The organism is Aliiroseovarius sp. Z3, assembly GCF_029105185.1.
Classification (GTDB): domain Bacteria; phylum Pseudomonadota; class Alphaproteobacteria; order Rhodobacterales; family Rhodobacteraceae; genus Aliiroseovarius.
Window position 1 is genome coordinate 249,186 of the sequence record NZ_JAFMZK010000004.1, and the last position, 21,681, is coordinate 270,866.

20 protein-coding genes are annotated in these 21,681 nt (G+C 60.1%); 7 read left to right on the forward strand and 13 right to left on the reverse strand.

Annotated features, from left to right (window positions below; translation table 11 throughout):
• The first annotated feature begins 30 nt into the window (after nt 1-30).
• The 4 genes from J3R80_RS09365 (at nt 31) to J3R80_RS09380 (ending at nt 5,704) form a co-directional block, all read left to right on the forward strand.
• Entirely contained in the window at nt 31-666 is a 636-nt protein-coding gene (locus J3R80_RS09365; protein WP_275393508.1) for a hypothetical protein, read from the forward strand.
• Nucleotides 667-763: 97 nt separating this feature from the next.
• Nucleotides 764-2,077 carry a PQQ-like beta-propeller repeat protein gene (locus J3R80_RS09370; protein ID WP_275393509.1) on the forward strand — a complete coding sequence of 438 codons (1,314 nt, stop codon included), beginning with the start codon at nt 764-766 and terminating at the stop codon, nt 2,075-2,077.
• A 47-nt stretch (nt 2,078-2,124) separates the two neighbouring features.
• Nucleotides 2,125-3,582, forward strand: coding sequence for a ribosome biogenesis GTPase Der (der, locus tag J3R80_RS09375; RefSeq protein ID WP_275393510.1), 1,458 nt, complete (start codon nt 2,125-2,127; stop codon nt 3,580-3,582).
• A gap of 163 nt (nt 3,583-3,745) precedes the next feature.
• Nucleotides 3,746-5,704: a bifunctional 2',3'-cyclic-nucleotide 2'-phosphodiesterase/3'-nucleotidase gene (locus tag J3R80_RS09380; RefSeq protein WP_275393511.1), complete on the forward strand. Its 1,959-nt coding sequence runs from the start codon at nt 3,746-3,748 to the stop codon at nt 5,702-5,704.
• Nucleotides 5,705-5,761: 57 nt separating this feature from the next.
• Here the strand turns inward: J3R80_RS09380 and J3R80_RS09385 are convergent, their stop codons facing one another.
• From J3R80_RS09385 to J3R80_RS09440, 12 genes are all read right to left on the reverse strand, one after another.
• Nucleotides 5,762-6,937, reverse strand: coding sequence for a LysM peptidoglycan-binding domain-containing protein (locus J3R80_RS09385; protein ID WP_275393512.1), 1,176 nt, complete (start codon nt 6,935-6,937; stop codon nt 5,762-5,764).
• Between the two features lie 121 nt (nt 6,938-7,058).
• Nucleotides 7,059-7,712, reverse strand: a complete 654-nt coding sequence (locus tag J3R80_RS09390) for a protein-L-isoaspartate(D-aspartate) O-methyltransferase (protein ID WP_275393513.1) — start codon at nt 7,710-7,712, stop codon at nt 7,059-7,061.
• Complete coding sequence (gene surE, locus J3R80_RS09395) at nt 7,709-8,506, reverse strand: 5'/3'-nucleotidase SurE (RefSeq protein WP_275393514.1); 798 nt, start codon at nt 8,504-8,506, stop codon at nt 7,709-7,711. The genes J3R80_RS09390 and surE overlap by 4 nt, the downstream gene beginning before the upstream one ends.
• Nucleotides 8,507-8,631: 125 nt before the next feature.
• Nucleotides 8,632-9,285 (reverse strand): SDR family oxidoreductase, encoded by a 654-nt coding sequence (locus J3R80_RS09400; RefSeq protein WP_275393515.1) that lies wholly within the window; start codon nt 9,283-9,285, stop codon nt 8,632-8,634.
• A gap of 60 nt (nt 9,286-9,345) precedes the next feature.
• Entirely contained in the window at nt 9,346-10,797 is a 1,452-nt protein-coding gene (gene purF, locus J3R80_RS09405) for an amidophosphoribosyltransferase (RefSeq protein ID WP_275393650.1), read from the reverse strand.
• 190 nt (nt 10,798-10,987) lie between these two features.
• On the reverse strand, nt 10,988-11,557 hold the full coding sequence (locus tag J3R80_RS09410; protein ID WP_275393516.1) for a CvpA family protein: 570 nt from the start codon (nt 11,555-11,557) through the stop codon (nt 10,988-10,990).
• 51 nt (nt 11,558-11,608) lie between these two features.
• Nucleotides 11,609-12,976 carry a DNA repair protein RadA gene (radA, locus tag J3R80_RS09415; RefSeq protein WP_275393517.1) on the reverse strand — a complete coding sequence of 456 codons (1,368 nt, stop codon included), beginning with the start codon at nt 12,974-12,976 and terminating at the stop codon, nt 11,609-11,611.
• A gap of 54 nt (nt 12,977-13,030) precedes the next feature.
• On the reverse strand, nt 13,031-13,468 hold the full coding sequence (locus tag J3R80_RS09420; RefSeq protein WP_275393518.1) for a paraquat-inducible protein A: 438 nt from the start codon (nt 13,466-13,468) through the stop codon (nt 13,031-13,033).
• A 391-nt stretch (nt 13,469-13,859) separates the two neighbouring features.
• Nucleotides 13,860-14,606, reverse strand: a complete 747-nt coding sequence (locus J3R80_RS09425; protein WP_275393519.1) for an ABC transporter ATP-binding protein — start codon at nt 14,604-14,606, stop codon at nt 13,860-13,862.
• Nucleotides 14,603-15,388, reverse strand: a complete 786-nt coding sequence (locus J3R80_RS09430; RefSeq protein WP_275393520.1) for an ABC transporter permease — start codon at nt 15,386-15,388, stop codon at nt 14,603-14,605. The genes J3R80_RS09425 and J3R80_RS09430 overlap by 4 nt, the downstream gene beginning before the upstream one ends.
• A complete protein-coding gene (gene alr / locus J3R80_RS09435; protein ID WP_275393521.1) occupies nt 15,385-16,434 on the reverse strand; it encodes an alanine racemase in 1,050 nt (349 codons plus the stop codon). Before alr ends, J3R80_RS09430 begins: the two co-directional genes overlap by 4 nt.
• A 109-nt stretch (nt 16,435-16,543) precedes the next feature.
• The gene (locus tag J3R80_RS09440) at nt 16,544-17,758 is read right to left on the reverse strand and encodes a bifunctional alpha/beta hydrolase/OsmC family protein (protein WP_275393522.1); all 1,215 of its coding nucleotides are present in this window, start codon (nt 17,756-17,758) and stop codon (nt 16,544-16,546) included.
• A 128-nt stretch (nt 17,759-17,886) separates the two neighbouring features.
• Between J3R80_RS09440 and J3R80_RS09445 the strand changes: the two genes are divergently transcribed.
• The 3 genes from J3R80_RS09445 to J3R80_RS09455 all read left to right on the forward strand — a co-directional run bounded on the left by J3R80_RS09445 (nt 17,887) and on the right by J3R80_RS09455 (nt 20,133).
• On the forward strand, nt 17,887-18,795 hold the full coding sequence (locus tag J3R80_RS09445; RefSeq protein ID WP_275393523.1) for an endonuclease/exonuclease/phosphatase family protein: 909 nt from the start codon (nt 17,887-17,889) through the stop codon (nt 18,793-18,795).
• Between the two features lie 68 nt (nt 18,796-18,863).
• Entirely contained in the window at nt 18,864-19,613 is a 750-nt protein-coding gene (locus J3R80_RS09450) for a DUF3445 domain-containing protein (protein ID WP_275393524.1), read from the forward strand.
• Nucleotides 19,614-19,884: 271 nt separating this feature from the next.
• Nucleotides 19,885-20,133, forward strand: coding sequence for a hypothetical protein (locus J3R80_RS09455; RefSeq protein WP_275393525.1), 249 nt, complete (start codon nt 19,885-19,887; stop codon nt 20,131-20,133).
• A gap of 121 nt (nt 20,134-20,254) precedes the next feature.
• On the opposite strand, the gene glnA is transcribed toward J3R80_RS09455, so the two are convergent.
• The gene (gene glnA, locus J3R80_RS09460) at nt 20,255-21,661 is read right to left on the reverse strand and encodes a type I glutamate--ammonia ligase (RefSeq protein WP_275393526.1); all 1,407 of its coding nucleotides are present in this window, start codon (nt 21,659-21,661) and stop codon (nt 20,255-20,257) included.
• Nucleotides 21,662-21,681: the final 20 nt, after the last annotated feature.

The following is a 21,681-nucleotide window of genomic DNA, read 5'->3' on the forward strand; positions in this document are numbered from 1 at the left end:
GAGTTCAAATTCTGACCCGGAGGCACGACCGTGAGCGAGACCGATACTTTCATCGATGAAGTCAGCGAAGAGGTACGTCGCGACAAGCTGTACGCATTGATGCGTAAATACGGCTGGATCGCCGTCCTGCTTGTCGTATTGCTGGTGGGTGGTGCGGCCTATAATGAATGGCGTAAAGCCAGCGATCGTGCTGCGGCGCAGGCACTTGGGGATGCCATTCTGGCGGCGGAAGAGCAGGCCGAGGCGGATGACCGCAAAGCGGCCCTGGCGGCGCTGGATGTCAGCGGCGATGCCTCTGCGGTTGTGGCTATGCTGGCAGCAGCGGAAGGCGAAGATGGTGTGGATGCTCTACAGACGTTGGTGGATGATCCCAACATCGACGGCCTGTATCGTGATTTGGCGCAACTGAAGCTGGTATCCAAGGCTGGCGCAGGTCTGGACGCCGCCGCGCGCCGGGCACGGCTTGAGCCGCTGGCCATCGCCGGGGCGCCCTTCCGTACACTTGCCGAAGAACAACTGGCACTTGTTGATATTGACGATGGTCAGACCGATGCTGCCATCGCCCGCCTGAAAGCGCTTTTGGTGGATGACGAGGCGTCTGGGGCCTTGCGTCGGCGCGCGTCTCAGTTGATTGTGGCGCTGGGCGGGTCCCTGGACGCATCCTGATGGGCCACAGCGGGCAACTGCCCGGTTCGATAAGATTGATTGCTATTCTGGGGGACGTATTTTGAAGTTCACACACAGTGCCGCTCTTTTGGTCTCGTTGAGCCTTCTGTCTGCCTGTTCCCAACAGGAATATATTCTGCCCGGCGAACGGGAAGATCTGCGCAGCCTGAACCCGCAAACAATGGATGCCGCTGAGCTGTCAGAGGCTGCTGCCGCTGTCGAGGGATCGGAACGTGCAAATCGCGCGCAGCCGATTTCGCTGCCTGCCACCGTCAACCACGCAAGCTGGACCCATCTTGGCGGCAGCCTGACCCACCGCGTGCAACATCCAGCCCTGTCGCCCGCGCCAAGCCTGCGGTTCGCAGCGTCGATCGGGCAGGGCAACGACCGTAAGCATCGGATCACCGCCGAACCGGTTGTTGCAAACGGGCGTGTGTTCACGCTGGACAGCCGTGCACAGGTGGTGGCGACCTCGACCGCTGGTGCAACACTGTGGTCGCGCGACCTGACCCCGCCGTCGGATCGGTCAGATGACGCATCGGGGGGTGGCTTGGCCTATGCCGATGGCACGGTCTATGTGACCTCGGGCTTTGGGCTGGTCAGCGCGCTTGATGCCGCGACGGGCAAAATCAAATGGCAGCAAAAAATGGATGCCTCGGGATCGGGTGCGCCCGCCGTATCGGGGGGGCTGGTATACGTAGTCAGCCGCGACAACAGCGCCTGGGCCATCGAAACCGGGACGGGCCGGGTGAAATGGCGCTTGTCCGGCACGCCAAGCCAGGACGGTGTGGTGGGTGTCTCTTCGCCCGCCGTCACCGATCGTCTTGTGCTGCTGCCCTTCGCCTCGGGCGAGGTGGTTGCCGCCTTGAAAAAAGGTGGTGCACGCACATGGTCCAGCCTGATCGCAGGGGAGCGGGCCGGTCGCGGCTATTCCATTGTCACTGACATCACTGGCGAGCCGGTGGTGAAGGACGGGGTGATTTATACCGGCAACCCGGTTGGGCGCACCGTGGCCATCGACATGTCAGGCAATCGTTTGTGGACGGCGAAAGAAGGCGCGGTTAGCCCGGTTTGGGTCACTGGCGGATCCGTCTTCCTTGTCTCGGACGAAGCGCAGCTGGTGCGGCTGGATGCCAAAACTGGCGAGCGTATCTGGGGCGTACCTCTGCCTTATTACACCAAGGCCAAAACGCGTAAGCGCAAAGCAGTTCATGCCAATCTTGGTCCCGTTTTGGCGGGGGGCAAGCTTTGGGTTGCTTCATCCGACGGGGTGATGCGCGGCTTCAATCCCGTGAACGGCGATCTGGTCGGACAGACGGCCATTCCCGGTGGGGCCGCGACACGTCCCGTCGTGGTGAATGGCACGGCCTATCTGGTATCACGCGACGGCAAACTTCTGGCTTTGCGCTGACCCGTAAACCGTGTATGCGGGGCGCCTGATGTGACCCGGAGACCGATATGAGCTTCACCCTTGCCATTGTGGGGCGCCCGAATGTGGGCAAATCCACCCTGTTTAACCGTTTGGTTGGCAAGCGCCTTGCGCTGGTCGATGATCAGCCCGGCGTGACCCGTGACCTGCGCGAAGGCGAGGCGCGGCTGGGTGATCTGCGCTTTATCGTGATCGACAGCGCGGGGCTGGAAGAAGCCACAGACGAAAGCCTTCAAGGCCGGATGCGCCGCCTGACAGAACGGGCGGTTGAAATGGCCGATGCCTGCCTGTTTCTGGTTGACGCGCGTGCCGGTATCCTGCCGTCGGACGAGGTGTTTGCCGATATCCTGCGCCGCAAGAACGCGCATGTGATCCTTGCCGCCAACAAATCCGAAGGCAAGGCCGGAGAGGCCGGGTATCTGGAAGCCTTCTCTCTTGGGTTGGGAGAACCGATCCGCCTGTCAGGCGAGCATGGCGAGGGAATGGGCGAGCTGATGGATGTGCTGCGCCCGATTGCCGAGAAATCCGAAGCCCGTGCCGCCGCCATGGCCCCGGAAACGGATGTGGATGTCGACGATGACGCGGATGATGGTCCGCGTGTGCCGACTCAGGACAAACCCTTGCAGGTGGCGGTGATCGGACGCCCGAATGCCGGGAAATCGACGTTGATCAACAAATTGATCGGCGAAGAACGTCTGCTGACTGGACCCGAGGCCGGGATCACCCGCGATGCCATTTCGCTGCGGTTCGACTGGGGCGGCGTGCCGACGCGGATTTTCGATACGGCCGGGATGCGCAAACGCGCCAAGGTGCAGGAAAAGATCGAAAAACTTTCAGTCTCTGACGGGCTGCGCGCGGTGAAGTTTGCCGAGGTTGTCGTGGTGCTTCTGGATGCGGCCATCCCGTTTGAGCAACAGGATTTGCGCATCGCGGACCTTGCCGAACGTGAAGGCCGTGCGGTGGTGGTCGCGGTGAACAAGTGGGATGCCGAACCCGAAAAGCAGGCCAAGCTGAAAGAGTTGAAAGAGGCGTTTGACCGCCTTCTGCCACAGCTGCGTGGCGCGCCGCTGATCACCATATCGGCGAAAACGGGCAAGGGGTTGGACCGCTTGCAAGCCGCGGTGATGCGCGTGCATGAGATTTGGAACCGCCGCGTGAAAACCGCACAGTTGAACGGCTGGCTGGCCGAAATGATCTCGGCCCACCCGCCGCCTGCACCGGGTGGCCGCCGCATCAAGCTGCGCTATATGACCCAGGTGAAAACCCGCCCGCCGGGCTTTGTGGTTATGTGCTCGTTGCCCGAGAAACTGCCGGAGAGTTACAGCCGCTATCTGATCAACGGGCTGCGCGAGGATTTCGACATGCCGGGCACGCCAATCCGATTGACCATGCGCGGGCAGGGTGAACAGAACCCCTATAAGAACCGCAAGAAGTCAACGCCGTCGCGGTTGCGCAAGCATCTGGGAAAAGGTCGGGCTGACGAATAACCGCTCGCAAAGCACTGGAAACATGAACTGAAAGCGCCTTGCCGTCTTGATCGACCGGCAGGGCGCTGCCGGTTCTGCGCACGCGAATTTGCCAAACGGGTCATTTCGCTGTCATGATGACATCCTAGCCTGTTTCCAATTCTGTCACATAGCGGAGGTTCCCATGTCTCTTACCCTATCGCGTCGCGGCTTTCTGGCCGGCACCGCCGGGTTCATTGCCCTGCATCCCTATTCCGTCCAGGCGTCGCAAAATCAGGCACATCTGCGGATCATGGAGACGACGGACCTGCATGTGCACGTCTTTCCCTATGACTATTATGCCGACCGCGAGGTTGACACGGTCGGGCTGGCGCGCACCGCGTCCCTGATCGGGGATATCCGGGCTGAAGCGACGAACTCGCTGCTTTTGGACAACGGAGATTTCCTGCAGGGCAACCCGATGGGCGATTACATTGCCTATGAGCGCGGAATGAAAGAAGGCGATACGCATCCGGTCATCAATGCGATGAACGCTTTGGGGTTTGATGCATCAACGCTGGGGAATCACGAGTTCAACTATGGCCTTGATTTTCTGATGAAATCCGTCGCCGGGGCAGGCTTTCCCATCGTGTGTGCCAACGTTGCGAAAAAGCTGGGTGCCACACCACGCGAAGATGAAACGCTGCTGCCGCCCTATGTGATCGTGGATCGCGAGATTACGAATGGGGGTGGCACCGTGCAGCCCATCCGTATCGGGTTCATCGGCTTCGTGCCGCCACAGATCATGAACTGGGATCGTCGCCATCTGGAAGGCAATGTGATGGCGCGCGATATCGTTGAAGCCGCGCGCGCTTACATTCCGCAGATGCGCGAAGAAGGGGCCGATCTGATTATTGCCCTGTCGCATTCGGGCATTGGGACCGCGGATCACAGCGACGGCATGGAAAATGCATCGATCCCCCTGGCGGCGGTCGAAGGGATCGACGCGGTGTTGACCGGCCATTCGCACCTTGTGTTCCCCTCCGACACCTATGCCGATTTCGCGGGGGCGGATGTCGGGGCGGGCACGTTGATGGGCATTCCGGCGGTCATGGGCGGGTTCTGGGGCTCGCATATGGGGTTGATCGACCTGATGCTGGAACATGATGGCGGGGCGTGGCGCGTGGTGTCGCATACCTGCGAAGCGCGCCCGATCTACAAGCGAGGCGAGGACCGCTCGATCACCGCATTGGTGGAAAGCGATGCAGCCGTGTTGGCGTCCGTACAGAAAGAGCATGACGAGACCTTGGAATATGTGCGTCGCGCGGTCGGCAAGACCGATGCGCCGCTGCATTCCTATTTCGCGCTGGTGGCTGACGATCCATCGGTTCAGATCGTGTCGAACGCCCAGACCTGGTATATTGATCAGATGATGAAAGGCACCGAGCATGAAGGTCTGCCCATCCTGTCTGCTGCGGCGCCCTTCAAGGCAGGCGGGCGCGGGGGGCCGGATTACTATACGGATGTCGAGGTTGGCGCCGTGGCGATCAAGAACGTAGCCGACCTTTACCTGTATCCCAACACGGTGCGGGCTGTGCGGATCAACGGCGCGACGGTGCGCGAATGGCTGGAGCGGTCAGCCACGATCTTTAACCAGATCGAGCCGGGGGCCGAGGATGCTGTGCTGCTGAACCCTGAAATGCCGTCCTATAACTTCGACGTCATTGACGGGGTGACCTATCAGATCGACCTGAGCCAACCCGCCCGGTACAACAAGGATGGTGAAGTGATCGCGCCTGACGCCCACCGCATCATCAACTTGCAGTTCGACGGAAAACCCATTGACGAAGAACAGGAATTCATCATCGCGACCAACAATTATCGTGCGGGCGGCGGAGGGCATTTCCCCGGTGCAGGCGGTGACACGACAATCTTTGAAGGACCGGACACCAACCGCGACGTGATCGTGCGTTATATCGTTGAAAAGGGCACGATCAATCCGAAGGCGGACGCAAACTGGACCTTCGCACCTATGGAAAACACAACCGTTCTGTTTGAAACCGGCCCCGCCGCTGCAAAACACGCTGCAAATGTGTCTGGCGTCGCGATTGAAGAGGCGGGGATGTCTGACAGTGGATTTGCCCAGTTCCGCATCACGCTGTAGTCCACAATGTGACAGGGGCGACCATTTGGCCGCCCCTGATGAATGATCATATCTGCCTTACTGCAGATAGGGCATCGGATCGACCGGTTCGGTCCCTTTGAAGATAAGAAACTGGATCGCGTTGTACTGGTTCTTCGAGGCGGACGCGATTTGTTGGCCACGTTTCACCGCTTGGCCCTTCTTCACCTTGATCCCCTGAATGAAGCTATAGGCGCTTTGGGTGCCGTTGCCGTGGTCGATCACAACAATTTCTTCGCCCTCGACGTCCTTGGATACCAGCCGCACCGTGCCGTTTGCCGCAGCTTTGACGGAATCTCCGGGCTTGGCGGAAACCAGAATGTAACCGGCTTTCTCGGCATCAAACAGGCTGGTGACCTTACCCGAAACCGGCAACGACATGCGGGCCGTGCTGGCCGGTGTGCGGGTTTCTTCGAGTTTGGGCGACGCCGGGGCGGATACTTTTTCGGGTACCGCTTCGTCCTTGGGCAAGGGCTTCGCCGACGAAGGCGGAATGGGCGCTGCCGAGCCTTGCCCCGGTTTGGTGACGCTGGCGGTTTGAACTGGCGCTGCCACTTTTACCGGGATCATCAGGTATTGGCCTTCACGCACGGTCAGGCCTGAGCCAAGGCCGTTCCAATCTGCCAGCGACCGAACGGACACGCCATAATTGCGGGCGATCGAATAAGCGGTTTCACCTCGTTTTACCTGATGGCGGGTCGGTTGCTCGCCCGATGTGACGGTGGCGGCAGGTTTGCTGGATGTGCCATCAGCACGATCAATGGCGTCGCCCGCCAGTGTCGTGATGTCGATACTATCGCCCGGTTGGATGACCCCGGTTGCGGGCTCGGCCACGCGGCGGGGCAGGGCCAGAACTTCGCCTTCGCGCAGGCGTGCGTCGACCGCAATGCCATTGTAACGGCCCAGTTCGGACGGCGCCATACCAATGCGGCTTGCGACCTGCGCGACGGTGTCACCGCGCTTGGCGACCGCCACCTGATAGCTGGGGTAAGAGATGACGCCGCGCGCATCTGCCTTGGGTCGGGCGGCTGTCGTAGCCCCTTGTGCCGCTGCCGTTGTTGACAGGCCGCCGGGAGCAAACCGACGCATATCCATATCAAAGGAGCTGTCACAGGCGGTCAGCCCCACTAAAAGCCCGATCAGGGCGGCAGAGCGCATGGGGCGACGCCGCAGGGTGCGGCGCGCACGCGTTTCGGTCGTGCATGAAAGTGGCATTGCTCGTTCCTCAATCCATTGGCCTGTTGTCAGGCTCTGCTTGCGACCCTGTTGTCGGGTCTTTCACTGCTGTGCGGGGTCTGGCCCCAAGTCTCCGGCGTCCCGGTCTATATTGTGCGCGTCAATCCTGCCCCAGCCCTTCCAAAAGGGGCACGAAACGCACCGGCAGAAGCTCGTCATAGTCGAACCCATCCTCGTTGCGCGTCACCTTGATCAGGCTTTGCACGGCGTCGGACTGGCCCACCGGCACGATCATGATACCGCCAATGGCAAGCTGCGCCAAGAGGGGTCCGGGCGGATCCTCGGCGGCGGCAGTCACAATGATGCGGTCGAACGGGGCCTGATCGGGCAATCCCCGCGATCCATCACCAGTGATGGTCGTGATGTTGTGCAGGTCCATGGCCTCGAACAGCTCGCGGGCGGCGCTCACCAGCTTATGGTGACGGTCAACCGTATAGACACGGCGCGCGAGCCGCGACAGGATCGCCGCCTGATAACCTGATCCGGTGCCCACCTCGAGCACCTTGTCGCGCGGGTTGATCTGTGCGGCCTGCGTCATCAATCCGACCACCGAAGGCTGAGAGATCGTCTGCCCGCAGGATATCGGCAGGGGCATATCCTCGTATGCGCGTTCGGCAAACAGGCCGCGCACGAAGGGGCCGCGGTCAATCTCTTCCATCGCGGACAGGACACGCGGGTTCGTCACGCCCTTCGAGCGCAGGGCGAACAGGAACTGCATCTTGCGTTCCGCGTCGGTTTCGTCTGTTCGGCTCATTCAAACAGCGCCCCCAAACTGTCCAGATGGTCATGAGCCGTCAAATCCGCGCGCATGGGCGTCACAGAGACATAGCCGTCCAGATTGTGGGTCACGTCCATATTGGGGGCGGCACGATTGGCTTGCGGTCCGCCTTTGATCCACAGAAACTTGCGGCCCGAGGGGCTGTTTTGCGCCTCGATCTTAAAGAACGCATCGTTACGCCAGCCTTGCGGGGCCGCCTTGATACCCTTGACCATATCTGACCCGACAGGGGGGAAGTTCACGTTATAAAACAGACGGTAATCTGCACCGTGATCCCATGGGGCATCGGCCAACAGACGACGCACCACATCGCCACCATATGCCGCCGCCGCGTCGAACATGTTGACCAACCCTTTGGTTCCCTGGCCCATATATTGCGACAGGGCAATGGCGGGCAGGCCTTGCAGAGCAGCCTCCATCGCGGCGCCAAGCGTGCCGGAGTACAAGGCGTTTTCCGCCGAGTTGTTGCCCCGGTTCACGCCGGAAATCACCAAATCTGGGCGTTCTGGCATCACGTCATAAAGCGCCGCAATCACGCAATCGGCCGGGCTGCCTTCGGCGGCAAACCGGCGGGGTCCGTGTTCGGCAATCATGAAGGGATGGGTGTACGAGATACAGTGCCCGACGCCGGATTGCTCAAACGCTGGGGCGACGGTCCAGATTTCAGCTTGCTCACCCGCGAGCTCTTGTGCGACGTCCTGCGCGATGGCTTCGGCAATTTTCAGACCCGGCGCGTTGATCCCGTCGTCATTGGTGATGAGAATGCGCATGGTCTGGCCCTTCTGCCCGTCGGTCCGGCCTTGAAATGGCGCGGTGTCGTATTCTCAATAAGGCAGCTTGGCGGGCGCGGCAAGCGCGGCGCCGGGATCGGGCAGCCTGTGTTGGGAACGATGGTTCAGGACAGACCAGCTTCGGACAGAATGCGCTTGGCTTCGTCTTCGACAAGCGCAAGCTTGCTGCGGTCTTCGCCCGGAAAAAACCGCGTGCGCATGGTTGTGGCCAATGGTTTTGGTTCGGCGATCACGATCCGCGGGCCCAGCTTTGTGTTCTCGGCCGCCCAACTGCGCACCATAGCCATCTGGGCAGCCTTCGTCGCGCCGTAGCCCGCAAAGAACTTCTCGCCCGCATGATCATCGGCAAAGAAGATCGCGGTGCTGTCGTCGGTCATCAGGGCGTTCACCATGAAGATCAGGGTTCGCGTTGCCTCGACATTCGTATTCCACGCCTGCGTCCAGCCCTTGTCGTCCAGATCAGGGGTCGGCATCAGGGCAGGGCCGTAAATCGCCGTATGCGCCCAGACATCAATCGGTCCCCAGCGATCATGGATCGAGCGGCACAGATGCGCCATCGCGTCGCGGTTGGTGATGTCCATCGGGGCTAGCGTGGCCGTGCCACCCTGTGCTTTGATCTTGTCATCCAATTCCTCCAGCGCACCGGTGGTGCGACCCACGGCAACCACGTGGTGCGTTTTGGACAGCTCAAGCGCAAGGGCCGCGCCAAGGCCGCGCGAGGCACCGGTGACAAGGGCGATCTTTTGTGTATCGGTCATGGCAGGGTCTTTTCGTTCGTGAAGAGGTCAAGCTGAAAGCAGGAGCCGTCCGAGGCCGCGTCACTCCGCCGCCTTCAACTCGAACCCTTTTTCAATCTGATCGGCTGGCGTTACGGGATATTCTCCCGAGAAGCAGGCGTCACAATACTGCGGGCAGTCTTTCTTGCGTCCCGTCGCCTCGCCAACCGCGCGATACAACCCGTCAAGCGAGATGAACTTCAGGCTGTCGACTTTCAGATGCTGGCGCATCTCGTCCTCGCTCATCGTGGCGGCGAGCAGTTTTTCCCGCTCAGGCGTATCAACGCCATAGAAGCATGGCCACGCGGTCGGGGGTGAGGCGATGCGGAAATGCACCTCGGCGGCACCCGCATCAAGAAACATATCCTTGATCTTGCGTGTCGTCGTGCCGCGCACGACGCTATCATCCACCAGAATGACCCGTTTCCCTTTGATCAGGGCGCGGTTCACGTTCAGTTTCAGGCGCACACCCATATCGCGGATCTGCTCGGTCGGTTCGATGAAAGTCCGGCCCATATACTGGTTGCGAATGATGCCCATGGCATAAGGAATGCCGCTTTCCTGGCTGTAGCCGATGGCCGCGGGGGTGCCGCTGTCAGGCACCGGGCAGACCAAATCGGCGTCCACCGGGTTTTCGCGGGCCAGTTCCACGCCAATTTGACGTCGGGTTTCATAGACCGATTTACCGCCAATGATGCTGTCAGGGCGCGAGAAATAGACATGTTCAAAGATGCAGAATTTCGACGGCTGCGGACGGAAGGGGAAACTGCTTTCGACCTTGCCATCCGAGATGACGACCATCTCGCCGGGTTCGATTTCGCGCACCAGTTCGGCGCCGATGATGTCCAGTGCGCAGCTTTCCGAACTCAGCACCCAGCCTTCGCCCAGACGACCCAGCACCAGCGGACGCACCCCGTGCGGATCGCGCACACCCATCAGTTTGGTGCGGGTCATCGCGACGACCGAGAACGCACCTTCGACACGGCGCAGCGCGTCTTCCATCCGTTCAGGGATGTTGCGTTGAAGCGAGCGTGCCATCAGGTGGATAATGCATTCGCTGTCAGATGAGCTTTGGAAGATCGACCCGCGTTCGATCAGTTCCTTGCGCAGTGCATTTGCATTGGTGATGTTGCCGTTATGGGCAATCGCCGCACCACCCATTGAAAACTCGCCAAAGAAGGGCTGCACGTCGCGGATCACGGCACCCTTGGATCCGGCGGTGGAGTAACGCACATGCCCGATGGCCAAGGGGCCGGGCAGGGTTTCCATCACGCTGGCTTTGGTGAAATTGTCGCGCACATAGCCGAACCGGCGGGCCGAGTTGAACCCCTGTTCCGGGTCATGGCACACGATGCCGCCGGCTTCCTGCCCACGGTGTTGCAGCGCGTGAAGGCCCAGTGCCACGAAATTCGCCGCTTCGGCCAGGCCGATAACCCCAAAGACACCACATTCTTCCTTAAGCTTATCGTCATCGAAAGGATGTGCGGGGGGCATGGATTTGTCAGCGGCAGACGAGGTGTCGGACATGGGCAGCGGGCTCCGATTCCGTGGCGTTGGCCCCCTCATACTGGACCCGATGGGAGTTGTCATCAAACGATCACAATCAGGGGGCGGAAATGCGATCACTTTGTAGCCAACGAAAAACGCACCCCGAAGGGTGCGTTTGAAGCGGGGCGAAGCCTCGTCAGGTATCTGTGCCAGCTTGGGTGCAGGCGCCCACAAGTTCTTCGTACTTGCCGACAATCCAGCCCGGCGCGTCCTCGGGGATCTGTTCGTTGATCTTGTCCTGGGTGCGGGCAAAAATCTTGGCCGTGCGGCTGTCGTCGACCATTGCGATCGTGTCTGTGGTCACGATGCGGTCATAGACAACAAGCGCGATGGCAACCAACAGCAGTCCGCGCGCCACACCGAAGATGAACCCAAGGGCCTGATCCAGACCGCCAAGCGCGGAACGCTGCACAGCAGACGAGAACAGCGGCGTGAAAATCGACACGATCACCAATGCCAGCGCAAAGACGCCCGCGAAGGCCGCGATCATCGACAATTCGCAACTGTCGGCGATAAAGTCCTTCAGAACCGGGATTTCCTTGACCAGCGGCAGGGCGCGGGGCGCAAAGATATAGGCCAGAATGGCTGCCGCGATCCACCCGAGGATGGACATGCCTTCGCGCACGAACCCGCGCGAATAGGCCAGAATGGCCGAAATCAGGATGACCGCCGCAACGATCCCGTCAATCAAGGTAAAGCCTTCCATGTCGTCTCACTTCGGTCCGGAAAGTGCCCGTGACCGCCCTTGTTCATGGGGCTAACCGGCCCCGAAAATCTCACCAACGAACCCGGTCAGGTCCGCCATTTTCTGTATCTTCAACCCGGATCCCGAGCCTGTTTTGCTGCGCGCGGGCGCAATTGCGGCTGTGAAACCAAGTTTTTGCGCTTCTTTCAACCGGTTTTCGGTCTGGCCCACAGGGCGCAAAGCCCCTGATAGACTGATTTCGCCAAAAACCACAGTCTCTTTCGGGATCGCGGCGTCCTCGCGCGCGGAAAGTAGCGCCGCCGCCACAGCCAGATCGGCGGCGGGTTCCGAGATTTTCATGCCGCCAGCGACGTTCAGATAGACATCCAGCCCCGCAAACGGGATGCCACAACGTGCTTCCAGAACCGCCAGAATCATCGCCAAACGTCCACTGTCCCAGCCCAGAACCGACCGGCGTGGCTGGCTGAGAGAGGAGGGCGCGACAAGGGCCTGAAATTCAACCAGCACGGGTCGCGTGCCTTCGATCCCGGCGAAAACCACGGATCCGGGGGCCGGATCCTCGCGGTCGGATAAAAACAGGGCCGAGGGGTTCAGAACCTCGGCCAGCCCCTTGCCAGTCATCTCGAACACGCCAATTTCATCCGCGGGGCCGAAACGGTTCTTCACCGCGCGCAGAATACGGAACTGGTGGCCGCGCTCGCCTTCGAAATAAAGCACCGTGTCGACCATGTGCTCGACCACGCGGGGGCCGGCGATCTGGCCGTCCTTGGTAACGTGCCCCACAAGAATGACTGAAATCCCGCGCTTCTTGGCGAAGGTTGTCAATTCGTGTGCGGCGGTGCGGACCTGGCTGACCGATCCCGGCGCGCTGTCCACATGGTCGGCCCACATGGTTTGGATGGAATCGATGATCGCAAGCGCCGGTCGTTCCGCGTCGAGCGTCGTCATGATGTCACGCAGATTGGTTTCGGCAGCCAGCCGGACGGGCGCATCTTTCAGCCCCAGCCGTTGGGCGCGCATGCGCACTTGGGCCGAGGCTTCTTCGCCCGAGACATAGATCGTTGGCAGGCCAGATTGGGCAAAACGCGCGGCGGCTTGCAGAAGCAGGGTGGATTTCCCGATGCCCGGATCGCCCCCCACAAGAATGGCCGATCCGGGGACAAGCCCACCACCCAGCACGCGGTCCAGCTCGCCCATCCCGCATTCGGTTCGGGGCGGCGGCGCTTCCTCCGTGGACAGGTCGGTCAGCGCGATTGCCGTACCGCGTTTGCCGCCCAGCGATTTCGACGCTGGCCCCGCGCTGAGCGGTGCATCCTCAACAATCGTGTTCCACGCGCCGCATCCTTCGCACCGCCCCGACCATTTGGACGAGGATGCACCACAGGCGTTGCAGGTGAAGGTTTTCTGAGCTTTTGCCATGCGGCGTTTTTGCCCGAGCCTGCAAGGGCTTGCAAGGCCCGATGGTGACAGGTGTCAAGCGCGCTGGCGCTTGGCGGTGGCAAAGCTGAGCGCGATGGAGGTCAGCACACAGGCGGTGAACAGGTAAAGGCCCCAGCCGGTTTCGATCTTTGCCATCCCAACGCCCTTCACGATCACGATATAAAGCGCGATCAGGAAGATGTCAGCCATGGCGAGCTTGCCGAGGATGTTGAACACGGGCAGCATCTTGCGGCGCATCATGCCGAACTGGATCAGCGCCAGACCCAGCACCTTCATGATCGGCGCGAAGATGGCGAAGAAGGTGACCAGCAGGGCAAGGATCACATCCGTGTCCCACAGGGCTTGTAATCCCGAGACCACGCTGACCTCTTTCAAACCAAAAAGCGGCAGGTTCAGCCCCGCGCGCATGAGGGGAGCGAACCATGCAATGGGGAAGGCGATCAGGAGGGCGAGGTTGAGGTATTTGAGCATGGATTTACTTCACCGATCTGTGCCTATCTTGCGAAATTCAGATAAAGGAACAACACGACGACGAGCGCATCCAATACCATGGCTAAGAAACACAGGTATTTCAGATTGGTGTTCAACAATATCTTGAACAAACTGAATGTAGTCAGAGCGAACGTGGCTAAAACCGCAAAAACAAAGAAAGGTAGTCCAATTTGGGCGGGGACTGCTACTGCAGTTATCAGTGGTATTCGGCGCGCCAGATAGGGCAGAAACACCGCGATATAGGAGTAACGGGAATTGTATCCGTAGGAAATTGCAAGGACGCCACAGAGCGCCGTCAGAATTGCAATTAAGTCGAATGTAAAAAGCGTGAATAGGTGCATCTAAATTCCTGAAAAACGTGTTTCAATCTCTACCGAACCGCCTCAATCGGCCCCTCAGCACTGCCTGAAATAAACTGCGTCACGTAAGGGTCGCCAGAGTTGTCCATGTCACCGACCGCTCCGGTCCATTGCACCTTGCCCGCGTGCAGCATGGCCACCTTGTCGGCGATCACGCGGACGGATGACATGTCGTGGGTGATGGTCATGGCGGTGGCGCCCATTTCGACGACGATCTCGCGGATCAGGTCGTTGATGACGCCGGACATGATCGGGTCAAGGCCGGTGGTCGGCTCGTCGAAGAAGATGATTTCGGGCTCGGCGGCGATGGCGCGGGCAAGACCGACGCGTTTCTGCATGCCACCGGACAGTTCGGCGGGATAAAGATCCGCCACATCCGGGGTCAGGCCGACCCGGCGCAGTTTCTCGATGGCGATCTCGCGCGCCTCGGTCTTGGGGCGGGCCAGTGATCCGCGCAGCAGGCGAAACGCCACATTTTGCCAGACCGACAGGCTGTCAAACAGCGCGCCGCCCTGAAACAGCATCCCGAAACGGGCAAGGAAGGCGTCGCGTTCGACTTGCGACGTATCCTCGCCATCCAGTGTGATCGTGCCGCTGTCCTGCATCATCAGGCCAAGGATGCATTTCAGAAGCACGGATTTCCCGGTGCCGGAGCCACCGATCACCACCATGCTTTCGCCGCGCGGGATGGTCAGGTTTACACCTGCCAGCACCTGCTTGGGGCCAAACCCCTTATGGACATTCGTAAGTTCAATCATGTGGCAAAGAAGAAGCTGGTGAGAAGGAAGTTGGCGGCAAGGATCAGGACGGCGGCGGCCTCGACCGAGGTTTTGGTGGCGCGGCCCACGCCCTGCGCACCGCGGCCCGAATTCATCCCGTGATAGCATCCCATCACGGCGGCGATGAAGCCGAAAACGGCCCCTTTGACCAGCGAGGATACGATGTCGGCGGTTTCAAGGAAATTCCACGTATTGGTCAGATAAGCCCCGGGCGCAAAGCCCAGTTGCTTGGTGCCGACGATATAGCCACCCATGATGCCGATGATGTCGCCGATGCCGACCAGTGCGGGCACGACAAGGATCGCGGCCAGAACGCGCGGGGCGGTCAGGTATTTCATCGGGTGGGTGGACAGGGTGACAAGGGCGTCGATCTGCTCGGTCACTTTCATGGTCGCGACCTCGGCGGCGATGGACGAGGTGACGCGGGCGGCAATCATCAGGCCCACCAGAACCGGTCCAAGCTCGCGCACCATACCGATGGCGACGATTTGCGGCACCACGGCCTCGGCCGAGAAACGTTGCCCGCCGGAATAGATTTGCAGGGCCAGCGCGGCGCCGGTGAAGAAGGCGGTCAGGCCGACGACCGGCAGGCTGAAATAGCCGATATGCAGAAGTGCGTTCAGAAACTCGCGCGGGTAAAAGGGCGGGCGGATGATGTGGCTCAGCGACTGCCCGGCGAAGATGGACACACGCCCCACCATGGCCAGAAAGCCCAGCGTGGCACGGCCAAGCGCCGCCAGTGGGTAGGTAATCGGCTTCATCCGCGACCTCGTGCATAGTATCGCTCATAACGCGCGCCAAGCTGTGTCAGCACTTCATAGCCGATCGTTCCACCGACGTCAGCCAAATCATCCGGGGTTTGGTGCGCGCCCAGAAGGGTCAGGGCCTTGGGCTCTTCTTTCAGGTGGCCGACATCCACAGTGATCAGGTCCATCGATACGCGGCCCAGGATCGGGCAGGGCGTGTCCTGATGAAACAGCACCGCCTTGTTCGAGATATGGCGCGTGATCCCATCGGCATAGCCACCGCTGACCGTGGCCACGCGGGTCGGGTGTTCGGCAACCCAAGTGTTGGAATAGCCGACGCTTTCGCCTGCTGCCAGATCGCGGATCTGTATGACGGGCAGGTCCAGCGTCACAACCGGCTCCGCATTGTCAAAAGGCAGACCGCCATAGAGACCAATGCCGGGCCGGGTTAGGTCGAAGTGATAGTCCGGACCCATCAGGATACCGCCAGTTGCGGACAGGCTGCGCGGCACATCCACGCCCTCGGTCATTTCGTGGAACGTGTCGAGCTGTTGGCGGTTCATCAGGTGGGTGGGTTCGTCTGCGCAGGCCAGATGGCTCATGATCAGGCGCGGGTTCTGAGACAGCACAAGATCGCGCAGGGCGGTCCATTCCGTCGGCTCCATCCCCAGACGGTTCATGCCTGTGTCAAGCTGGATGCCGAAAGGGTGGCCGGGCAGGGCCTCGAAATGCCGGGTCAGTTGTTCGACCGAGTTCAGCATGGGCACGAGGCCAAGATCATGGATCATGTCGGTGTCACCGGCCATATGTCCGGCGAAGACGCTGATTTCCGGCCCCGGGCCAAGGGCTTCGCGCAGGGCGGCGCCTTCTTCGGCCACGGCAACAAAGAACCGTCGTGCCCCGGCGGCGGCCAGCGCGCGGGCCACTTTTCCCACGCCAAGCCCATAGGCGTCTGCCTTGACCACGGCGGCGGTTTGCACCTCGGGGTCGGATTTCGCGTCCAGCGCCCGCCAGTTGGCGGCCACGGCGTCCAGATCAATGGTAAGTCTGCCTGTGCTCATGTGGGGGTTTTTGACGTGTGCGTGCCGCAGGTCAAGACCAAAAGCCGATCCGGTCGGGTTGCGTGCATCTTTCCCTGGCAAGTGTTGTGAGGAGCCGTCCTCTGGCCGGCTAGTCAACCAGTTTGGTCAGCACCTTGCTGGAGCCTTCCAACGTGCGATGCACCGGACAGCGGTCGGCGATTTCCAGCAAGCGGGCGCGTTGGTCATGGTCAAGCGCGCCGTCAAGACTGATTTCGCGTTGAAACTGGTCGACCCGGTCACGGGTGCCGGTCTCGGCGTCCTGAGCATGCACCTTGTCGTGGCTAACATCCACGCGGACATGGTCCAGCGGCCAGCCCTTGCGTCTGGCATACATACGGATGGTCATCGAAGTGCAGGCTGCAAGACCCGTCGACAGAAATCCGTAAGGAGACATGCCCTTGTTGGTGCCGCCATAAGCCAGTGGCTCATCGGCATAGGTGTGGTGGTTTGGCCCGGACTGGATATCCTGAAGAAACCCACGCGGGTCGGCTTCGCTGGCGCGTACGATCCCTTCGGGGGCACCCGGCGGCGGCGCGGGTGGGGTAAGTTCAACATATTTTGAGACCCAGGCCGTGATGACCTGTGCCACGTATTCGGCGTCGTCGGGGCGGGTGATCAGGTGATCGGCGTCGTCAAGCGTCACAAAGCTTTTCGGGTGTTTGGCCGCCATGAAGATGCGCGCTGCGTTGTCGATTGAAACCAACTCGTCCCGCGGGGCGTGCAGCACCAGAAGCGCGGGTTTCAGCTTGCCCAAAATCGCTTCCAGGTCGCTGGCGTTGACGTCTTCGACAAAGTCTTTGCTGACGCGGAAGGGGCGGCCACCCAAATAGACCTCGGCACTGCCTTCGGCACGGATACGGGGCAGCGCATCGCGAAAGTTCTCGACCACATGGGCAGGATCGGCGGGGGCACCTATGGTCACGACCGCCTTGGTGTCCGGCAGAAGGCTGGCGGCTTTGATGATCGCCGCACCACCCAGCGAGTGTCCGATCAGCAGCGTAGGCGTCATATCGCGATCGGACAGGGCCTTCGCAGCCTGTACAATATCTTCGACATTGGACGAGAAATGCGTGTTCTCGAACTCACCTTCCGAATGGCCCAACCCGGTGAAATCGAACCGCAGCACGGCGATACCAAGCCCCGCCAATCGAGCCGCAATACGACGGGCGGCGGCGATGTCTTTGCTGCATGTGAAGCAATGGGCAAACAGCGCCGTTGCCAAATGCGGCCCGTCGGGCATATCAAGCCGCGCGGCCAAAGCGTGGCCCGCGTGGCCGGTGAAGGTGATTTTCCCGGATGGCATTCGTGACTCCCCTTGATGTGTGCTTGCAGATTGGGCATCCAACGCGTAGCTCACAAGCTCGGCGGAGCGTTGCTCACGCAGTGGTGATTGAATGTTCCTTTCGACAAACATCCGGGTAACAAGAAAGCATGTTTAAGCGCGGTTTGAGAAACCTTTTATTGCTGGCACTTGTCGTGCTGGGGGCCGGTTATCTTGGGCGTTATCATCCGGCCGGGGACAGCCTTGCCGTGTTTCGCCCGCAAATCGCGTTGGTTGTCTTGGTGCTGGCGCTTCTTCTGTGGATCGCACGGGCGCGAAAATGGGCTTTGTTGGGAATTGCCGCGGTGGGCGTTGCCGTCGGCCCGATTTTCTGGATGAGCGGCGCGCTGAGCGCGTCGGGCGGAAGCGGGTTGAGCCTGTATCAAAAGAACATGCGATTCCTGGTTGATGATCCGGGATTGCTGTCTGCGGATATTCTGGCGCGTCGCCCCGATTTCGTGACTCTGCAAGAGGTGAGCGGCGCGAATATGGCGGTGTTTGAACCGCTGGACGCGACCTATCAGGCGCGTCAGTTCTGCCCGTTCGCAACCGTCGGCGGCGTTGCCGTCGCGTCGCGGTGGCCGATGGTGCCCGGAACAGGGTTTTGTGCCGAGGCCGATGGGCTGGCGGCAATGCAGGTGACGACCCCCAAAGGCGCGGTCTGGGTCGTGTCTATCCACCTGCACTGGCCCTGGCCGAAAAGCCAACCGGCCCATATCGCGCGGTTGTCCCCGATCTTGGAGAAGCTCGCGGGCAACGAAACCGGTGCCCCCTTGGTGATCGGTGGCGATTTCAACATGGTGCCGTGGAGCCATGCCATGACCCGGCTGACCGGGGTGAGCAACACGGAACGGATCGGGCCGCCGCATGTGACCCTGACCAAGATGCAAGGCTGGATGCGGGTGCCGATTGATCATGTTCTGGTCAGCGGTGGGGATGGCAGCGTGCAGCGGATCGAAAGGCTGGGCTCGGATCATTTTGGCTTGTTTGCCCGCTTCGCTTTGCCATTCGGTCGGTAGCGCCGCCCGGTCTTGTCATTTTTGGATTGTCGGCAGAGAGTTGGCCCCGCCGCCAGAGGGAGCATTCGATGGTCGAAATCTGCCAATCACACCTGCCGATTCGCCCGTGGGAGAATGATCGCCTGTCGCGCCTTCCGGGATTGCAGCCCGTCGCGCCCGGGGAATGGCTGATGCAGGACGATGCTTACGCAGACCAAATGGCGCATCGGATTGCCTTGATCCAGGATAAACCCGACATCGTTCACAAGCTGTGTGATACCGCGCGGCCCGCAGCGGATGAATTGCTGGCGACAGTTCTTGAAGAGCTTGCCACGATACAAGGCTTCGAGGTTTCCGAGGGGGCGGTGACTTGCCCGGATGGGCGCGTGGAGCAGATCGACCTTGATGCGCCGCTTCTGACCTGCGGGAAATTGGTTCAGGAAGATCTTGTCGTGATGCAGAAGCAGGGCGACGAGCATGTGTTGACCGCTGCCATTTTATGCTTTCCGGCCAGTTGGTCGCTGGATGAGAAATTCATGAAGCCGCTGATCCGCATTCACGAACCGGTCGCGAGCTACACACCAGACATCGCGAAGCGCGTGCAGCGTCTTTTTGATGGTATTCAGGTTGGACGACCAATGTGGCGCGCAAACTGCCTTACCTATGATGATCCGGAACTGCACCAACCCCGGCGCGAGGGGGAACGGCGTGAAACATCGGAGCATGGCCCGAAATGGATCAGGGTTGAGCGTCAGGGCATGCGGCGTCTGCCGGTCACCAATGCAGTGGTTTTCTCGATCCATACCTATGTGGTGCGCCAGTCGGTTGGTGATTCTTGAGCCGTTTTCTGTTAAGATAATTGGCAAGACTTTGTTGCTGGTTGGGCGGTGCGATGGCGCTTGGCCGCTATTTGGTTATGCGGGCGTGGCCGATGCTATCATTCGGTGTAAAGATTGGTCTTGTAGGCCGAATATTGCGCAAATTGGCTTGAAAAACAGGCGCTTTGGGTTATCGGTAGTGCGGGCTTTAATTGATGATCAATATGATCAGTGTAAGCTATAGCCCATCGTGGCTTCTTTGATCGGTAACTTGGTATGAAAGGTAAAGAATATGATCCGGACAGGTTTGGTGGTTTTGGGTGCGGCGGTCGTGCTGTCGGGCTGTGTGCGTTCCAGCTATGAAAGCACACCCGTTGAGGTGAACACAGCAAAGGGGAAGGTGACATGTCAGCTTTACACCCCTGAACGCGTGCAGTGGGACGAGGCTATTGCAAAGCCCGAAAGCATGAGCAAGCGGGAAGCCGACCGTATTTGCATCAACAAAGGCGCTGAACAGCTGAAAGCCTATCGCGCCCGATAAACGCGACGTCGGGGCGTGCTGGCGCAAAGTGCGCTGCCATGGCTATCAGGTCGCACGAAGACCAAAAGACAAAAGAAAAGGGCGCCGGTTTCGGCGCCCTTTCTTGTGTTCGCAGCTTGTATCAGCAGCTGTAGTAGAGCTGATACTCGATGGGGTGCGGTGTGTGCTCGTAGGCATAAACCTCTTCCCATTTCAAAGCCAGATACCCTTCGATCTGATCCTTGGTGAATACGTCACCTGCCAGCAGGAAGTCGTGGTCCGCTTTCAGGCAGTCGAGTGCTTCACGCAGGGACGCACAAACCGTGTCGATGCCTTCCAGTTCCTCTGCGGGCAAATCATACAGGTTTTTGTCCTGGGCGGGGCCGGGGTCGATCTTGTTCTTGATGCCGTCAAGCCCGGCCATTAGAAGGGCGGCGAAACACAGATAGGGGTTCGCGGACGGATCGGGGAAACGGGCCTCGACGCGCTTGGCTTTCGGGCTTTCGGTCCACGGAATACGCACGCAGCCCGACCGGTTGCGGGCCGAATAGGCGCGCAGAACGGGCGCTTCAAAGCCGGGGATCAGGCGTTTGTAGCTGTTGGTCGACGGGTTGGTGAAAGCATTCAGCGTTTTTGCGTGTTTCAGGATGCCGCCAATGAACCAGATCGCTTCCTGGCTGAGATCGGCATATTTGTCGCCCGCAAACAGCGGCTTGCCGTCTTTCCAGATCGACATGTTCACGTGCATCCCGGTGCCGTTGTCGCCTGCGATGGGCTTCGGCATGAAGGTTGCCGTCTTGCCGTAAGCATGTGCCACGTTGTGGATGACATACTTGTATTTCTGAAGCTCGTCCGCCTGCTTGGTCAGGCTGTCGAAGATCAGGCCCAGCTCGTGCTGGCACGACGCCACTTCGTGGTGATGCTTGTCTGTTTTCATGCCAAGCTGCTTCATCGTGGTCAGCATTTCCGACCGCAGATCTTGCGCATCGTCAATCGGGTTCACGGGGAAGTAGCCGCCTTTGACGCCCGGACGATGGCCGGTGTTGCCCATCTCGTACTCGGTGTCCGTATTCCATGCGGCATCGATCGCATCCACCTCGAACGAAACCTTGTTCATGGTGTTCGAGAAGCGCACGTCGTCAAACAGGAAGAATTCGGCCTCGGGGCCCATATAAGCGACGTCACCGATACCCGAAGACTTCAGGTATGCCTCGGCCTTTTCTGCGGTGCCGCGCGGATCACGGCCGTATTTCTCGCCCGTGTCGGGTTCGACAATCGTGCAGTGCAGGCACAGGGTTTTTTCCGCATAGAACGGATCAATATAAGCGCTGTCGGTATCGGGCAGCAGTTTCATGTCCGAGTTTTCGATCGATTTCCAACCCGCGATGGACGAGCCGTCGAACATGAAGCCTTCTTCCAGGAAATCTTCGTCGACAAGGTCGCGATCTACGGTGACGTGCTGCAGCTTGCCACGGACATCGGTGAAACGGATGTCGACATAGGCAATATCTTCATCCTTGATCGTTGAGAGTACGTCTTTAACACTCATGGTTTTTCCTTTGGTTCGTA

Coding starts and splice junctions, on each gene's coding strand:
- J3R80_RS09445 (WP_275393523.1), top strand. CDS start 17,887: ATGTTTAAGCGCGGTTTGAGAAACCTTTTATTGCTGGCACTTGTCGTG.
- J3R80_RS09380 (WP_275393511.1), top strand. CDS start 3,746: ATGTCTCTTACCCTATCGCGTCGCGGCTTTCTGGCCGGCACCGCCGGG.
- J3R80_RS09425 (WP_275393519.1), bottom strand. CDS start 14,606: ATGATTGAACTTACGAATGTCCATAAGGGGTTTGGCCCCAAGCAGGTG.
- alr (WP_275393521.1), bottom strand. CDS start 16,434: ATGAGCACAGGCAGACTTACCATTGATCTGGACGCCGTGGCCGCCAAC.
- J3R80_RS09440 (WP_275393522.1), bottom strand. CDS start 17,758: ATGCCATCCGGGAAAATCACCTTCACCGGCCACGCGGGCCACGCTTTG.
- J3R80_RS09400 (WP_275393515.1), bottom strand. CDS start 9,285: ATGACCGATACACAAAAGATCGCCCTTGTCACCGGTGCCTCGCGCGGC.
- J3R80_RS09430 (WP_275393520.1), bottom strand. CDS start 15,388: ATGAAGCCGATTACCTACCCACTGGCGGCGCTTGGCCGTGCCACGCTG.
- J3R80_RS09450 (WP_275393524.1), top strand. CDS start 18,864: ATGGTCGAAATCTGCCAATCACACCTGCCGATTCGCCCGTGGGAGAAT.
- J3R80_RS09385 (WP_275393512.1), bottom strand. CDS start 6,937: ATGCCACTTTCATGCACGACCGAAACGCGTGCGCGCCGCACCCTGCGG.
- der (WP_275393510.1), top strand. CDS start 2,125: ATGAGCTTCACCCTTGCCATTGTGGGGCGCCCGAATGTGGGCAAATCC.
- surE (WP_275393514.1), bottom strand. CDS start 8,506: ATGCGCATTCTCATCACCAATGACGACGGGATCAACGCGCCGGGTCTG.
- purF (WP_275393650.1), bottom strand. CDS start 10,797: ATGCCCCCCGCACATCCTTTCGATGACGATAAGCTTAAGGAAGAATGT.
- glnA (WP_275393526.1), bottom strand. CDS start 21,661: ATGAGTGTTAAAGACGTACTCTCAACGATCAAGGATGAAGATATTGCC.
- J3R80_RS09455 (WP_275393525.1), top strand. CDS start 19,885: ATGATCCGGACAGGTTTGGTGGTTTTGGGTGCGGCGGTCGTGCTGTCG.
- J3R80_RS09410 (WP_275393516.1), bottom strand. CDS start 11,557: ATGGAAGGCTTTACCTTGATTGACGGGATCGTTGCGGCGGTCATCCTG.
- J3R80_RS09390 (WP_275393513.1), bottom strand. CDS start 7,712: ATGAGCCGAACAGACGAAACCGACGCGGAACGCAAGATGCAGTTCCTG.
- J3R80_RS09420 (WP_275393518.1), bottom strand. CDS start 13,468: ATGCTCAAATACCTCAACCTCGCCCTCCTGATCGCCTTCCCCATTGCA.
- radA (WP_275393517.1), bottom strand. CDS start 12,976: ATGGCAAAAGCTCAGAAAACCTTCACCTGCAACGCCTGTGGTGCATCC.